Below are 15,409 nucleotides of genomic sequence, written 5' to 3' on the forward strand. Positions count from 1 at the left end.
TTGTTGGAAGGGGGCATCCTTATGAGGAAATTAATACTTGTACTATTACTACCTATCCTTTTCATTTCAAATCATTCCCTAGCTGCAGACGACTTTGATTACAGCCGCAAAGACTTTCAGGCGGTGGTTCAAATGCTCGACATGGAAGGCCACGGGAATGATGATTTAGCAACGTGTAATGTAAAACAGCTTTATTACAAAGAAGTTGCCGAAATGATGCAAAAGGGTATGAATAAAGATGAAATATTAGCTTATTACGTAGACCAGATGGGTGAAGAAGCGTTGAAGGCTCCTTTAAAAAGCGGTTTTAGCTTAACCGCTTGGATTACACCTTTTCTCATATTAATAGCAGCAGCCTTGTTAGTTTATGTTCTAATCCAAAAATGGGTTAAAAAACGAAATTCATTGCCAACTGAAAAAATAAAACCATCGACGTTAGATGAGACAGAAAATGAGATTTTACTATCAGTGATCGAAGAAGAACGGAAAAAGTACTTTTAGGAAGTGAACGAAGATGGATCTAATTTCAATTATCGCCAGTATCATGCTGGTAATTGGGTGTTTATATTTTATATGGATGCCTTTTACGGCTAAGAAGGCATCGTCCGTATATAAAGCAACAGTATTTGTAGATGACAAAATAAAAAAAGAAGAGTTATATGCAACACTTAATGAAATTGAAATGGATTATAAGATGAACAAGCTTTCTTTTGATGACTATCAAAATATGAAGAAGGCTTATGAGCTTGAGGTAGCGACGATTATCAAAAATGAAAATGAACTTGGAAGAAAGAGTATTAAGCATAAGGAAAGCACAGCTGATACTATCAAAAAAATTGAAGCTGAAATTGATGCAGAATTAGCTTCGCTTCGTCAAGAAAGGAGGATGAAATCGTAATGTTCTTACTACTCGCTCAATCAACCATTACGAATACAGCTCCTTCCTTCCATAATCCAGGACTTATAAGAATGTGGTATGAATCCCCGTTAAGAGACTTCAACCCGCATGTTTTGATGGTTATTTTTGCAGTGTTATTAATAGCTTGGATTTATTATTATTTCGCTTTCGTAGTAAAAAAAGCGAGATTAGAAGAACAAATGTTAATAGATAGTGAAGAGGGCAGATTCCAGCAGTTACTAACAAAAAGAACGGCTCTCTTAAACAAAATGGTAGAGTTAGAAGAAACGTTTGAGGCAGGAAAAATTGATGAATTAGAATTTGAAAAGAAAATTAATGCTTGTAAACAGCATTTAATAGAAGTAAAGCTTGATCTGAAACAATTTACGGACTAACTGGGGAGGGCTGAACATTGATTGTAATTAAAGAATTAAATAAAACTATCGGCGAAAAGACAATTCTGCGTAATGTCAGCCTCCAGGTTGACAAAGGGGATACCGTCGGCATCTTGGGCCCTAATGGCGCTGGGAAGAGCACGATTCTGAAAATTATCGGCGGGTTAATGAAACCCTCTTCAGGTACTGTTAAAATTGAAGGTCAAAAAATCAAGGATAACCCGCTTGAAACAAAAAAAAGAATAGGGTTTTTAGCACATAATAGTTACTTATATGACCATTTTTCACCGCTTGAGAATTTAAAATTCTTTGGGAAATTATATAATGTTGAAAACTGTGAAGTAAAGGCAAAAGATTTGATTCGTGAAGTTGGGCTGACTTATTTCATGCATGAACCTATCCGTTCCTTTTCTCGTGGTATGATTCAACGTCTGGCAATAGCGAGGGCGATCATTCATGATCCGGAAATATTAATATTAGATGAACCCCATACCGGTCTCGATCAGCATGCTGTTACACTATTAAATAATGTAATTTTAAAAATGAAAGAAAAGGGTTCGACGATACTAATGGTTACCCATGATTTTGCGCAAACCGTAGAAACATGTGATCGGATTGTTATTATGAAGCATGGAGTTATTCTCGATGATTTTAAAGTAACAAATCCTGATGTTGATATGATTTATGAAAAATATGTAGAGCAGGTGGGCTAAAGATGGGCAAAATTTTAAAAACAGCATTAGTCATCACCTCAAAAGATTTATATTCTGAGTGGAAAACAAAACAAATCATCAGTACGATGTTAATTTTTTCAGCACTTGTCATTGTTACGTTTAGTTTTGCCTTTGATCCGGCTAATAATACGGTCAAAGTGGTCATACCGGGAATGATTTGGGTAATTACGATTTTTTCCGGGATTCTCGGACTTAATCGCTCCTTTTTAGGAGAACAGGCCAATGATAGTCTAAATGGTTTAATCGTCGCACCTGTTGATCCTTCAAGTGTTTATCTTGGTAAGTTCTTATCTAATTTTCTTTTAGTAATTTTAGTTCAAATCGTAGCGGTTCCACTTTTATTTATTTTATTTGATTTTAAAATTTTAGGGCATATTGGCTTGTTAATCATTGTTTTATTACTAGGAACGTTTGGGTTCATTAGTGTGGGTACTTTTTTAGCTGCGTTATCAGCGAACTCGAAGAGCAGTGAAATGCTGTTGCCAATCATCCTGTTCCCGGTCGTAAGCCCTGTATTAATTGGAGCTGTACAAGCTACAAAAATTATTCTTATTAACTTTGAAAATATCGCTAGTGCTTTTTCGTGGATGAAATTGATGGCAGCCTATGACCTCGTGTTCTTTGTCATTTGCTTTATCCTGTTTGAATATGTGTTGGAGGTGTAAGGAATGAATGCTCAAGAGTTAAAAATAGAGTTACCGAAGCAATCAAAATTGCATCAAATTTTAGTCTATGCGTTGATCCCATTAATGGCAATTGCCCTTTATCTAGTATTTGTGTGGTCACCTGTTGAAAAAACAATGGGTGTTGTTCAAAAAATCTTTTACTTCCATGTCGGATCAGCATGGACGGCGTTTTTAGCCTTTGGCGTTGTATTTGTTTGCAGTATTTTATTTTTAATAAAACGGAAAAGAATTTATGATATCGTTGCCGGTATTTCCGCGGAAATTGGCGTTGTGTTCACAGCGATAGTCCTGACATCGGGACCAATTTGGGGCCGCAGCGCTTGGAATACATGGTGGACTTGGGAACCGCGTTTAACAACAACGTTAATTCTTTTCTTTATCTATATTGCGTATATTCTTATTCGTCATATGGATGGAGCCTGGGAGAAAAAGGCCAGACTTGCTTCCGTATTTGGAATTATTGGTTTTATCGATGTACCCATTGTATTTATGGCGATTCGTTGGTGGAATTCTAAACTTCATCCAATCGTTTTCGGAGACGGACCAACACAGCAAGGTGGTGGAATTGAACCTCCAATGTTATTTACTCTTGTTTTCACATTAGGGGTCATTACGTTGCTGTATGTCGTATTGCTGCAAAAAGGTGTATATATTGAGAAAACAAAGCTGGCAGTTGAGAAATATAAAAAACATGTTCAAGAAAAACTGATGGACAAAGTCTCTTAATCTTATAGTGGAGGTAATGAAAAAATGAACTATTTATTCATGGCATACACAATTATTTGGGCACTGATTGCGATTTATATCGTAGTTTTAGGAAAACGGCAAGGCAAGATTGTGAAAGAACTAGAGTTTATTGAAGAGTTAAAAAAAGTCAATGAAGCTAAGTAGAGAACAGGGGTGCTTACTTTGAATAAAAAAAGAGTCATCCAAATATCTGTACTAGTCTTTGTTGCAGCTGTCTTTTTCTTTTTGGCAAAAGGAATGAATGCAGTAGATATTGTTGAAGTTGGGGATCAAGCTTATAATTTTGAACTGGAAGATCTTGACGGTACTATTCATAAACTTTCAGACTACGAAGGGAAGTTTGTCGTTGTGAACTTCTTTGCAACCTGGTGTGATCCGTGTATTGAAGAGGCTCCAGAACTAGAGAAATACCAACAGAGCTATGCAAGTGAAGCCCCCCTTCTTATTATTGACAGGGGTGAACCTAAAAAACGTGTCCAGGATTTTAAGGTAAAAGCGAATTCCACTTCAACTTTTTTATTAGATCGAGATGACAAAATTTCAAAAACGTTCAATGTTGTAGGGCAGCCTGAAACATTAATAATCGACCCTAATGGAATAATTCGTGAAAAAATTATCGGCCCAACGACAGCTGAGGATCTAAAAGCAATCATAGCAACGCTTAAAATGAATGGCTTTTAGGAGTAAATAGAAAGGTAGATGAGGATTCTCATCTACCTTATCTTACTGGTGCCCGAAATCCCGCAGCTATTGCTTCTTCTTCCGTACAGAACCATATTTCAGGTTTTGTTTGATTATACGAACGGGAGCTAGGTGTATGGTAGATTTTCTCACCCTTTGAATTAATATTTCCTTTGATTACGCAATCTCCATTCTTAGTAGGGGTACTTGGCTCTTTTTTAATAGAAGCCTTCTCTTCTATAAACCCTTCCTCAGTTGCGTAATTCTCAATACTCCAGATTCCTATCCCTTGTTTTTGCGCTTTTTTCTGAATTTCATAGAATTGATCAACATATTTCGTATTAGGAGCATACACATAGGCTACACGTGCCAGACCTTTTTCCAACAGCATCTCATTAAACATTTTCCCGTCAATCCAAATATAGGCCAATAAACGTCCGTATTTGTCCCGCTCAGAAACATCCAATTCAACCGTGACTTCTTTTCCTTCTAATGTATCTTTAGTAAATTTGGAGGCCTCCGGACCAAAAGGCTGCACAGGCTTACTAGGGTGCTTCGTCTCGGGTGTATCCACTAAAAGCAGCCGTATTCGTTCTTCCTTATTATTTATCATCACATCCAGGGTATCGCCATCTACGACATTGGTTACGATCGTCTTTTCTCCGACACCACTAGTTGCTGAGCAACCAACAAGTAATGAAGTTAGTAAAATACATAGATTAATTACAAAGAATTTCTTACATCTAAAAACTTTCATATGAATCCCCCAATTTTATAACTATTATCATTTTAGTAAAGTTTGCTAGAAATGTCACATAAATAATGATTCCAATATGGTAATGTGTAATTGTAGCATCATTGGGAAAACATAACAGTGAAAATGGAAAAGGAGAGATTTTGATGGGACAACTTACAGAAGTTTTAAACAAGCAAATTGCAAACTGGACTGTACTTTATGTAAAGCTTCATAATTATCATTGGTATGTAAAAGGGGGACACTTCTTCACATTACATACTAAATTTGAAGAGTTTTATAATGAAGCGAGCCTACATATTGACGAACTAGCAGAACGCTTATTAACAATTGGCGGACAGCCTGTAGCAACGATGAAAGGCTGCTTAGAAATGTCATCAATCGAAGAGGCTACTGGGAATGAGTCAGCTGAACAAATGGTCCAAGTATTGGTGGATGACTTTACAAAGGTTGTTGGTGAGTTAAAAGAAGGTATGGCACTAGCTGAAGAACAAAATGATGAGATTACGGGTGATATGCTGCTCGCTATTCACGGCACTCTTGAAAAGCATGTCTGGATGCTTAAAGCATTCTTAGGTAAAAGTGTAGAATAAGGTAGATGAAGCTATTTGTAAACAGATACAAATAGCTTCATTAATTTTGAAAGTTACAATATTTCGATATACCCCTCTGTTCCATTGACAAGGATTCGTTGCCCATCTTTTATCAGTTTGGTGGCATTTTCAACCCCGACAACTGCTGGTAAACCATATTCACGTGCGATAACTGCTCCATGGGTCATTAGGCCGCCAACTTCGGTGACAAGGCCTTTTATCGATACAAACAATGGTGTCCAGCTAGGGTCGGTAAAGGTGGTGATCAATATATCTCCATCTTCTAGATTAGCATCTTCCATGTTTAAGATGACACGTGCCCTCCCCTCGATAACCCCGGAAGAAACAGGAAGACCTACTATCGCTTCGGCAGGAAGATTTTCACGTTTGTACTCACCTGAAATGATTTCACCATCAGATGTAATTACACGTGGTGGGGTTAGTTTTTCATAAAATTTGTACTCGTCTTTTCGATTGCCGATGATTTGGTAATCCAGTTTATTTGTGCATACGACTTCGTGAAATTCTTCAAAAGTGAGATAGTATATATCTTCTTTTTCATGAATGACTCCCGCTTGAACTAGTAGTTCGGCTTCTTTCAATAAAGCCCGCTTATAAATGAAGTAGCGATTAACCATGCCGTATTTTGGATATTCCCGATAACCGCTGAAATTCCGGATTAGATCAATCATTCGTTTTGTTTCTTTGGCTTTTTGTTCACCATCGGGTAATTGTTTCAATCGATCTAATAACTCTTGTTCCTTTTTCAAAGCAACACGCTGCCCTTGCTCAAATTTCCGATTACTCTCATTAGGCTTAAAGTTATTGATGTTACTGAGAATCATGGGGATAATCGTAGTTGGTTTTTCACTCCATCTAGTTCTAGTAATATCGATTTCTCCAGCACATCGCATTCCGTATTTGTTAAGATAAGCTGATATTGCGTCTTTCGTTACCTGACCGCCATCATACTTAAGAAGTTCGTCGAAAAAGTTTTCATCTTTTGCGTGCTGTAAATAATCAATGACTCCCGGATAAGGACGAATCACATCTGCAACATCCAACAGGTCTAGACCCATTTCAGATGTTATATTGTTTGATACGGATTGAGAAAGTGTATCTGCTACGTTTTTTTCACCTAACCACTCATACATTTTTTTATTGATCCATGTTGAAGCATCCATAGCATTCATAATCACACCCATACTTGGATCAAATAAAAACTTCTTTAATTCCTGAAGATCTTCTAGAATAAAATCAAATAAATCCGGTCCTGATTTCGTTTGGATGTTTTGTTTTAACTCTTCTATCGATGTTTGACTACTCTTAATATGATTAGAAACAATTTTTAGATTGGTTTCAATTTGAGCTTGTGAACGCGGGAATGACATACCTTTATTGTTATTACTGGGACTTAGTTCAACTGTTTTTATAAAATTTCCCCGCTTTATTATGGTCTGAAGTGCGTCTTTTATGAGCGGATCGGATTGTCCCAAAGCATTTAATATCATCTCTCTACTTTCGGGTGAAGACAATTGATTGGTTACATCAACAAACAATCGACCTCCAGCTTTACGCATCGGTGCAAAAGTTGTTAATAAGAAAAATGACAATCCAAGTGGCTTTATCGGGTCAGTCATCATTTGTTGGTGACCGACAGATACATAGACGTGATTTTCTTCATCATGCGCTTCAGGGATAGGGAATAAAGTAGTGATTGGCCGACTCTGGACAATATAAAATGTTTCATCAACTAAACACCATTCGATATCTTGTGGGCAGCCAAAATAAGCTTCGATTTGCCTTCCGATGCGTGCAAGTTGTAAAATTTGTTGGTCGGTAAGTGTTTGAACTTCTTGCTGATTAGGATTAACCTCCTGTGCCTCTGTTCCACCTTCTTTTCGTCCGTAAATAGCCAATTTTTTAGTTGCTATCCTCTTATCGACGATTTTATCTTCCTGTACTGTAAAATAATCGGGAGATACCAGACCAGAGACCAGTGCTTCTCCAAGACCAAAACTGGCATCAATTGATAGTAACTTTCGGTTAGAGGTAATCGGATCAACTGTAAATAAAATCCCAGAAGCCTGTGGGAACACCATCTTTTGAATGATAACAGATAAATACACTTGACTGTGGTCAAATCCATTTTGCATACGGTAAATCACGGCACGGTCCGTAAATAAGGAAGCCCAACATTTTTTGATATGATGCAGGATTGGTTCTTTGCCGATGACATTTAAATAGGTGTCTTGTTGACCGGCAAAAGAGGCATGTGGTAAATCTTCAGCAGTCGCACTGGAACGGACTGCATAAGCATGTTCATCGCCAAATAGGGATAAATAGTGGGTCACTGTTTCCACAACATCGGGAGGAATTTCAACTTCCATAATAATTTGTCGAATCTTCTTGCTGATTTCTCCAATTTGATCTCGATTCTCCACTTTTAGCAGTGTTAGTTGATCCACCAATGCTTGAAACGAATCGTTATGTTCAATGACCTTTTGATAACCTACTGTCGTAACACAAAATCCTTCCGGTACTTGTATTCCTTCAATTTTTGATAACTCTCCTAAATTTAATCCTTTTCCACCAACGAGCAAAAGCTGTGTTTTTTCTATTTCCTGAAAACTGAGAACCAACGTGCTCATTCAATATCCCTCCAAGAAATCTTATTAAAGTTCTATTGCATTTTAGCAGTAGTAAATGGGAATATATAGTCTGTAATGCCCATTTCATATATGTTATAATTAAACTAGAGGTAGTGATTGAACGATTGAAGAGACAGTAAGGAAGCATACAGCCCTTGCTGTCTTTTTATTTTGATATGAATTAATTCATTCACCCTGGATTATAAACACAACTTAACGGAATAACTAAATTAGAAAATACATTTTATATAACACCTTTAAGTGTTGTAATTACTCATGACACTTAAAGGTGTTAAAAGGTATAGGAGGTATAAATTTATGCATAAACAAGAAAAACTACCTGAAATTCGTAAAACGATTGTAGTGGATGCACCAATTGAAAAAGTGTGGAAAGCTGTTTCAACATCGGAAGGTATTGCAGCATGGTGGATGGCAAATACTTTTGAGCCTGTTTTGGGAAAGGACTTTATCCTTCATGCAGGTCCATACGGTGACTCCCCTTGTAAGGTTACTGAACTGGATCCTCCAAACCGTGTCGGCTTCGATTGGGATAAAGGATGGCACCTTACTTTTGAATTAAAGTCATTAGAGGATGGAAAAACAGAGTTTACCCTAATTCATTCCGGCTGGAGTGTAGAAAATTCAAAAACTCGTGAAATTATGAATGAAGGTTGGGAAAAGATTGTAAAAGAGCAGCTTCCAAAGTATATTGGAGCATAGGTATGGTCGACCAATCTAAGCAAGATATTTTTCAGGCAATTTCCGACCCAACACGTCGTAGTCTGTTAAAATTACTTGCTGAGAAGGAAATGTCGATAACTGAAATTGTAGGATTCTATACGATAAGCCGTACGGCTGTGAATAAGCATCTGCATATTCTTTTAAATGCTGGTCTTGTCAGAAGTCAAAAGGTAGGGCGTGAAACCCGATATACGCTTAATCCAGAACCATTGGTTGAACTAAAAAATTGGCTCACCTTCTTTGAACAATATTGGGATAAAAAGCTGTTGGCTCTTAAAGAATATATAGAGGAAAATAATCATTAGTAATAGAAGGACCGAGTCTGTGTGATTTAACGCTTTCGGTTCTTTTATTTTATATTCAAATTTTATGTTTCAGACAAGATTAATAGTAATGGGACCTCGAATGTTAAAAGGTTCTGCTTCTTTTTGTAGTTATACAAATATATCAAAGGAATGGAGAAGAGGGAATTGCCAAAAAAAAGGTCTTCTCGGGTGAAACCGTTAGTTTTAATAATCCTATTTCTATTTTTAGCAACTTTTGCTGCGATATATGCTGTCGGATTATATAACAGGGGCAAGGAGCCTATTGTAGAAGAGACAGATTCAAATAATAATAATCAGTTTTCCAGTGTTGATGCATTAGTAAGGGAGACCTTTTCCTTATCAAAAGAAGGAAAAGTTGCCCGTATTTCCTTTATTTCTGGTAGGACTGATTGGAATGAAGTGAATAAAGAATGGGGAAAATCAAATCACATATCGGAAGCGACTAAAGGCAGATATGAAGAATATGAGAATCACCGAGCAGTCATAGGTTATGCGGGTAATATAGTGAATGATATCAGGTCTTATGATTACGAACTGCAAACAATCTCCTTAAATAAGATTAAAAAGGCTGGTGGTGAACCTGATGAAGTACGGTTTTATAAAGATGCGACCCATGACCAAATAATACTTGTCTATCATATAACAAATGCAATCGAATTATCATGGATTTTACCAAAATCAACCGAAAGGGAGCCGAACCCTAAGGTGGACCATATTTCTGTCTATACTAAAGTTAAAAATAAGCTAGACCAACAACAAAAGGCCAAATCCATTTCAGAAATAATTTCTGGAATGACCCTGGATGAGAAAATAGGACAGATGATCCTTGCAGGAATTTCTGGAACCACAGTGGATGCAAATACACAAAATTTAATAACTCAGTATAAGGTTGGGGGAATTATTTTTTACAAAAATAATTTAGTAAACTCTGAGCAGGCCATTCAACTTGTAAATCAAATTAAATCTGTGAATGCTCCCAATCTTCCGCTTCTATTAAGTGTTGACGAAGAGGGTGGTCGGATCACTAGGTTGCCGAGCGGACTTGTTAACCTACCGCCAAATCAACAGATTGGAGTAGTAAATAGCCGGCAGTTTTCATATAAAGTTGGAGCGATATTGGGGGAGGAGTTAAAATCATTTGGTTTGAATATGGATTTTGCTCCAGTTCTCGATATCAACAGTAACCCGAATAACCCTGTTATTGGAGATAGGTCATTTGGAGACAACGCTAAATTGGTAAGCAAACTTGGTATTCAAACGATGAAAGGCATTCAGTCCGAGAATATTATTGCAACGATTAAACATTTTCCCGGCCATGGCGACACATCGGTCGATTCCCATCTGGAGCTCCCTATTGTTAATAAAAGTCTTAAGGAACTAAAAGAATTCGAATTAATTCCGTTTAAGCATGCGATTGATGATGGGGCAGATGTTGTCATGGTCGCTCATATCTTGTTACCCCAACTGGATCCAAAAAATCCTGCGTCCATGTCAAAAACGGTCATCACAGACGTTCTTAGAAACCAGTTGGGTTTCAAAGGTGTGATCATTACAGATGATATGACTATGAGGGCCGTTACAGATCATTTTGATATTGGGCGTGCTGTAGTAGAATCCATTAAGTCCGGCAGTGATATTATTTTAGTGGGTCATCATTATAACAATGTAGTTGAAACAATTTCTTCTTTGAGATCCGCTGTTCAGAAAGGGGAAATTCCTGAACAAAGAATAAATGAAAGTGTTGCCCGAATTATTGCATTAAAAAGGAAATATGAGATTAATAATTCCAAAGTTGGAAGTGCTAACATAGAAGGTATTAACCAATCCATCACAACACTCCTAAATGAGTATGTAAAATAATCATTTAGGAGTGTTTTTTCCATTTTTCTTCAAACGTTTATTAGATTTCGTTTAGAGTCAATTTAGATACACCTTTTAAAATTACTTTAGAAGAGATTAACAAATAAAAAATTGGAGAGTGAAATTATTGAATCCTAAAAATAGCTGGTGGATTTTAGTCATTGTTTCTTTGGGAGTCATTATCCCGTTTGTAGTACCCTATTTTACATTGGACCCCGCAAATAGCCGTGTTTCTTTTTCATCAGCGGCCATACAATTTCCCTTATTAGTTGCTCATATTGTAACGGCATGTGTTGCCCTAATAGTAGGCTTCATTCAATTTCTACATCCGATTCGAATGAAGTCACCTAGAGTCCATCGATATCTTGGTAGAGTGTATGTAAGCAGTGTTATTATCAGCGGGATTCTTGCTTTAGTTTATACTTTTTACGTTGAAAACTTTTCAAAGGCAACTTCCTTCCTCGTGTTATCACTTTTATGGCTTTTTACATGCTGGATGGGGTATCGGACTGCTACAAGAAAAAAATTGACGAGCATCGCAAGTGGATGATTCGTAGTTTTGGGATCACATTAGTAGCAGTAAGTGGGCGTCTTTTGGTACCGGTATTGCTTCTGATTTATTCTATTTTAAACGGATTCACGCTCCCAGAAGGCAGGGAGGCAATGGTGGAAAATGTGTTAAATGTAAATATATGGGTTGGTTTAATTGCAAATTTCATCATAATTGAGTGGAAGATACTTAAGCAAGATAGTTGAAATATAAGATACTTTTGGGTTATTGACAATTGTTTGTTGTTAAGAAATTGTGAATTCTTTATTTCGACTTTATGATCTGTAAAATATAGCTTTTCAGATTTGTAATTTCATAAAGAAAGAGGTTGTAACGATCCTATAGCAGAGACTATTGGGGCAAAAAAATCAGCAGATAAAACTTGAGGGAATATAGGATTGACACGTGATTTTGTGTGAAATAAGGGAGTAAAGGCAGTTCAGTCTTTACTCTCTTTAATCTTAAACATTGAACCGGTACCCGACACCCCAAATGGTTTCAATGTATTGCGGTTTCGACGGGTCTGGTTCTATTTTTTCACGCAGTTTACCAATAAATACGGTTACTGTCGCATTGTCACCCATGGAATCCAAACCCCAGATTTTTTCGAATAACTCGTCTTTGGAGAACACTCTATTTGGATGTATCACCAAAAACAAGAGCAAGTCGTACTCTTTAGAAGTAAATGTAATTTCCTTTTCATTCACGAACACCTTTCTAGATAACTTATCGATATGAATGCCCCGGATGCGGATTTCGTCTTTCTGGCTCATTTCGTTATGGGACATCAATCGGTCGTAACGGGAAAGATGGGCTTTGACTCGGGCAACCAACTCACCTACACTGAAAGGTTTAGTCATATAATCATCTGCACCAAGTCCAAGACCACGGATTTTATCGATTTCTTCCTTTTTGGCTGATATCATTAAGATTGGTATGTTTTTTGCCTGTCTAACCTGTTTACAGATTTCAAATCCGTCCGTATTCGGGAGCATGAGGTCGAGAATAAGTAAATCAAAATCCTCTCCAAGTGCCTTTCTAAGACCAATATCACCGCTTGTGGCAATTTCCACAATAAAGCCGCTCGCTTCTAAATAATCCTTTTCCACTTCTGCAATGACCTGGTCATCCTCAATGATTAGAATTCGTTTCAATCGTGTTCACCCTCATTAATGTAAAATAAATACTGGTCCCTTCTCCTAATTGACTTTCCGCCCAAACTGTTCCACCTTGTCCTTCAATAATTTGTTTGACAATTGCGAGCCCGAGGCCAGATCCTCCTGTTTCTGTGTTTCTTGATGGGTCGGCACGGTAAAAGCGGTCAAAAATATGAATTAGAGACTCGTTATCAATGCCTGGACCGTTATCCTTAATGTGTACCATCGCTTTTTCGTTGTTTTGTAACAATTCCAACCGAATGTCTTTATATGGTTTATCATTATATTTTAGGCTGTTGCCGATAATATTCAACAGCACCCTGCTTAGCTTTTCACGGTCAGCCATTACAAGAATCGGACTATGATTGGCGGCAGAAAATGTAAGACATGTATTTCCCATCCGTGGGTCAATGCGCAGTTCATCAACATAATTTCGTAAGTATGCATGAATGTCCAACGGTTCCAAATGGAACGGCAGGCGCTTTAAATCCAGCTTAGAATACAGCATCAATTCATCAATCAAAACGTCCATATCTTCTGTTTTTTTTGCAATCATATTCATATATTTTTCCTGTTTTTCCTTAGAATCCGCAATGCCTTCTTGAATACCCTGAACACACGCCTTTATTCCAGTAATTGGCGTCTTCAGGTCATGTGAAATGTTGGAGATGAGTTCTTTGCGATTTTCTTCATATTGTAGCTGCAGATGAATGGACTTCTTCAGCCGAATTCGCATTTCCTCAAACGCTGCTCCCAACTCACCAATTTCGTCTTTTCGTTTCAACTTTACCTCATGATCCAGGTTTCCTCCTTTAAATTGGTTCGCGGCATTTTTTAACATGTACAAAGGTTTGATAAAGCTCCGGGAAACTAAAAAGGTAAGGATTCCATTTGTCAGCCCAATCACCAATAACAGCGATAAAAAGAGCAATGGAAAAAACTTTTTTGCCTCGTTGAAAAAGGGTGTTAGATCGGAAACCAAATAAACCGTTCCAACGGTACCATCACTGAATTGGGTATGATATTTTTCCACTGAAAAACGGTCCCATCCCCAGCGATTTTGGGTTTGGTTCGTTTGTATCTTCGAAATGGGCTGGTTAAGTTTTAGGCTCTCCACAAAAGGTGAAGAAAAAGTAACCTGATTATTATTTTTCATGACAACTAGGCCCGTCTGCAAACGATTCAATTGTTCGTCGGTTTTTTTCAAAAAATCATGATCAGTAAATCGGTCGGGGGCTGTTTGTGCCATGAATTTCACGCCGGCAATCAGATCACGGCGTTGGTTGGACGCCTCCCAAAAGAGTGGCATTCCTTTTCCAGCCCCGACATCTTTATAAAGGGATGAAACCAGTGTTGTGGCAATTAAGGCAAACAAGACGATGGGTATAAAGGTCATTGCGATATAGGAAAGCAGTAGTCTTGTTTTGATGGTCATAATCAAATCCCCTTAGAACCGTTTTTTTCTCAAACAACATTGATCCTGCTGAATAAGTCATTATACAATTTTATGTGCATATGACAAAACGACCAAGTTAGTCGTTGCTTGGCCGCCTTTTATCTTAGTGACGCCAGCGGCGTGTTATGCCATCTTTTTTGATTTCTTCGATTTTCTTGTCTGTTAAGTCAACCGTTTCCGGAACTGTTTTATTAAAGTCGGTGTAATCTATATCAATGTTAATTGTGAGATCGTGTTTTTTACCGGAGTCATCTGTTCCGATAATCTTTATTTTAGCCGACTGCTCTTCCAGAACATTATTTGGGCTGATTTCAGCCTCCAAATCAATTTTATCAACCTTAATTTTATCTGTTAGTTTGGGCATGTTTGCCATCCAGTCAGGCGTATTTTCGCTGTTGGGGTGATTGCCAATCTTGGATACGGCCATCGTTCCTACGGCATTGACTACGGCTGGAACCTGGTCTCCGGAAAGGTGCAGTTCAACGTGCTTGCTGTAATTGGCTTTATTTTCAATGGTCGAAAGTTCTTTAATATTCCCAAACAATGCCCCGAATACTTGCTCCACGGCTTTTGGTGGGCCTTGCGGATCTCCATGATGTTGCCATTTGGGGTTGTTTAACTCCTTAACCTTATAAACATCATCTTCACTGTTTTTAAAAACAACCTTTCCTTCTTGGCGAAACACATTGATTGAGCGCGTTTCGGTAGTGTCGCCAATTGTTGCAGCAACACTCCCTGCTCTCTGATTCTTATTTACTTTTAAGTCAGCTGTTCCTTCAACAAGTTTTTTACCATTATCCATGACCGTCAAGTCAACATTTACCGTCATGCTTGTTTTAGCTTTCGTATTTTGTAACGCAGTTTTGTAGGCGTCGTATCCGGATGTATCTTCCATTGCGGAAATACCGCTGGCCATAAACAGTACCGCTCCGATTCCTAACCCTGCTCCTGCAGTCAACCATTTCTTTTTCATAGCTACCTCCAACATTTATTTTTTTGAAAAGCTAGTTTTGCCTAAGCTTTCTGTTATCCATCATATCTTCCATGTCTAAAGCGCCTCTAAACCAATTCTAAAAAAAGTATAAAAACTCATAAAAGTGTGGGACGAAGGGTCGGGAACTCTGACCCAATTTTAAAAGAGTGTTTTAAAGATAAAATGGTAACAATAAAAACTGATAAT

Annotated in this window: 19 protein-coding genes; 14 read left to right on the forward strand and 5 right to left on the reverse strand. The window is 37.7% G+C overall.

Going from position 1 to position 15,409, the window contains the following annotated elements; translation table 11 throughout:
- Positions 1-21: 21 nt before the first annotated feature.
- From BAZO_RS03170 to BAZO_RS03200, 8 genes are read left to right on the forward strand one after another with little or no spacing between them, the layout of a single operon-like run.
- On the forward strand, positions 22-501 hold the full coding sequence (locus tag BAZO_RS03170) for a cytochrome c-type biogenesis protein CcmH (protein WP_003329819.1): 480 nt from the start codon (positions 22-24) through the stop codon (positions 499-501).
- Positions 502-514: 13 nt separating this feature from the next.
- Entirely contained in the window at positions 515-898 is a 384-nt protein-coding gene (locus tag BAZO_RS03175; protein ID WP_003329820.1) for a hypothetical protein, read from the forward strand.
- Complete coding sequence (locus BAZO_RS03180) at positions 898-1,293, forward strand: hypothetical protein (RefSeq protein ID WP_003329822.1); 396 nt, start codon at positions 898-900, stop codon at positions 1,291-1,293. Before BAZO_RS03175 ends, BAZO_RS03180 begins: the two co-directional genes overlap by 1 nt.
- Before the next feature lie 17 nt (positions 1,294-1,310).
- Positions 1,311-2,006, forward strand: a complete 696-nt coding sequence (gene ccmA / locus BAZO_RS03185; RefSeq protein ID WP_003329823.1) for a heme ABC exporter ATP-binding protein CcmA — start codon at positions 1,311-1,313, stop codon at positions 2,004-2,006.
- A gap of 2 nt (positions 2,007-2,008) precedes the next feature.
- A complete protein-coding gene (locus BAZO_RS03190) occupies positions 2,009-2,692 on the forward strand; it encodes a heme exporter protein CcmB (protein ID WP_003329824.1) in 684 nt (227 codons plus the stop codon).
- 3 nt (positions 2,693-2,695) lie between these two features.
- Positions 2,696-3,439, forward strand: coding sequence for a cytochrome c biogenesis protein (locus BAZO_RS03195; protein ID WP_003329825.1), 744 nt, complete (start codon positions 2,696-2,698; stop codon positions 3,437-3,439).
- A 24-nt stretch (positions 3,440-3,463) separates the two neighbouring features.
- Positions 3,464-3,604: a CcmD family protein gene (locus tag BAZO_RS21530; protein ID WP_081585630.1), complete on the forward strand. Its 141-nt coding sequence runs from the start codon at positions 3,464-3,466 to the stop codon at positions 3,602-3,604.
- Positions 3,605-3,613: 9 nt separating this feature from the next.
- A complete protein-coding gene (locus BAZO_RS03200) occupies positions 3,614-4,141 on the forward strand; it encodes a TlpA family protein disulfide reductase (RefSeq protein ID WP_235786690.1) in 528 nt (175 codons plus the stop codon).
- Between the two features lie 37 nt (positions 4,142-4,178).
- On the opposite strand, the gene BAZO_RS03205 is transcribed toward BAZO_RS03200, so the two are convergent.
- A complete protein-coding gene (locus tag BAZO_RS03205) occupies positions 4,179-4,898 on the reverse strand; it encodes a thermonuclease family protein (RefSeq protein ID WP_003329827.1) in 720 nt (239 codons plus the stop codon).
- A 143-nt stretch (positions 4,899-5,041) separates the two neighbouring features.
- Between BAZO_RS03205 and BAZO_RS03210 the strand changes: the two genes are divergently transcribed.
- Positions 5,042-5,488, forward strand: coding sequence for a Dps family protein (locus BAZO_RS03210; RefSeq protein WP_003329828.1), 447 nt, complete (start codon positions 5,042-5,044; stop codon positions 5,486-5,488).
- Positions 5,489-5,541: 53 nt separating this feature from the next.
- On the opposite strand, the gene ppsA is transcribed toward BAZO_RS03210, so the two are convergent.
- Entirely contained in the window at positions 5,542-8,139 is a 2,598-nt protein-coding gene (gene ppsA / locus BAZO_RS03215) for a phosphoenolpyruvate synthase (protein ID WP_003329829.1), read from the reverse strand.
- 318 nt (positions 8,140-8,457) lie between these two features.
- On the opposite strand from ppsA, the gene BAZO_RS03220 reads away from it, so the two are divergent.
- The 5 genes from BAZO_RS03220 to BAZO_RS23360 all read left to right on the forward strand — a co-directional run bounded on the left by BAZO_RS03220 (position 8,458) and on the right by BAZO_RS23360 (position 11,822).
- Positions 8,458-8,859 (forward strand): SRPBCC family protein, encoded by a 402-nt coding sequence (locus tag BAZO_RS03220; RefSeq protein ID WP_003329830.1) that lies wholly within the window; start codon positions 8,458-8,460, stop codon positions 8,857-8,859.
- Positions 8,860-8,861: 2 nt separating this feature from the next.
- A complete protein-coding gene (locus tag BAZO_RS03225; RefSeq protein WP_003329831.1) occupies positions 8,862-9,185 on the forward strand; it encodes an ArsR/SmtB family transcription factor in 324 nt (107 codons plus the stop codon).
- Between the two features lie 165 nt (positions 9,186-9,350).
- A complete protein-coding gene (gene nagZ / locus BAZO_RS03230; RefSeq protein ID WP_003329832.1) occupies positions 9,351-11,066 on the forward strand; it encodes a beta-N-acetylhexosaminidase in 1,716 nt (571 codons plus the stop codon).
- Positions 11,067-11,193: 127 nt separating this feature from the next.
- Entirely contained in the window at positions 11,194-11,616 is a 423-nt protein-coding gene (locus tag BAZO_RS23355; RefSeq protein ID WP_411844577.1) for a DUF2306 domain-containing protein, read from the forward strand.
- Positions 11,613-11,822, forward strand: coding sequence for a hypothetical protein (locus BAZO_RS23360; protein WP_411844578.1), 210 nt, complete (start codon positions 11,613-11,615; stop codon positions 11,820-11,822). The genes BAZO_RS23355 and BAZO_RS23360 overlap by 4 nt, the downstream gene beginning before the upstream one ends.
- A 255-nt stretch (positions 11,823-12,077) precedes the next feature.
- Here the strand turns inward: BAZO_RS23360 and BAZO_RS03240 are convergent, their stop codons facing one another.
- From BAZO_RS03240 to BAZO_RS03250, 3 genes are all read right to left on the reverse strand, one after another.
- On the reverse strand, positions 12,078-12,770 hold the full coding sequence (locus tag BAZO_RS03240; protein WP_003329833.1) for a response regulator transcription factor: 693 nt from the start codon (positions 12,768-12,770) through the stop codon (positions 12,078-12,080).
- A complete protein-coding gene (locus BAZO_RS03245; RefSeq protein WP_003329835.1) occupies positions 12,748-14,208 on the reverse strand; it encodes a sensor histidine kinase in 1,461 nt (486 codons plus the stop codon). The genes BAZO_RS03240 and BAZO_RS03245 overlap by 23 nt, the downstream gene beginning before the upstream one ends.
- A 124-nt stretch (positions 14,209-14,332) precedes the next feature.
- Positions 14,333-15,202, reverse strand: a complete 870-nt coding sequence (locus tag BAZO_RS03250) for a hypothetical protein (RefSeq protein ID WP_003329836.1) — start codon at positions 15,200-15,202, stop codon at positions 14,333-14,335.
- Positions 15,203-15,409: the final 207 nt, after the last annotated feature.

The organism is Schinkia azotoformans LMG 9581 (assembly GCF_000307855.1).
GTDB lineage: Bacteria > Bacillota > Bacilli > Bacillales > Bacillaceae_J > Schinkia > Schinkia azotoformans.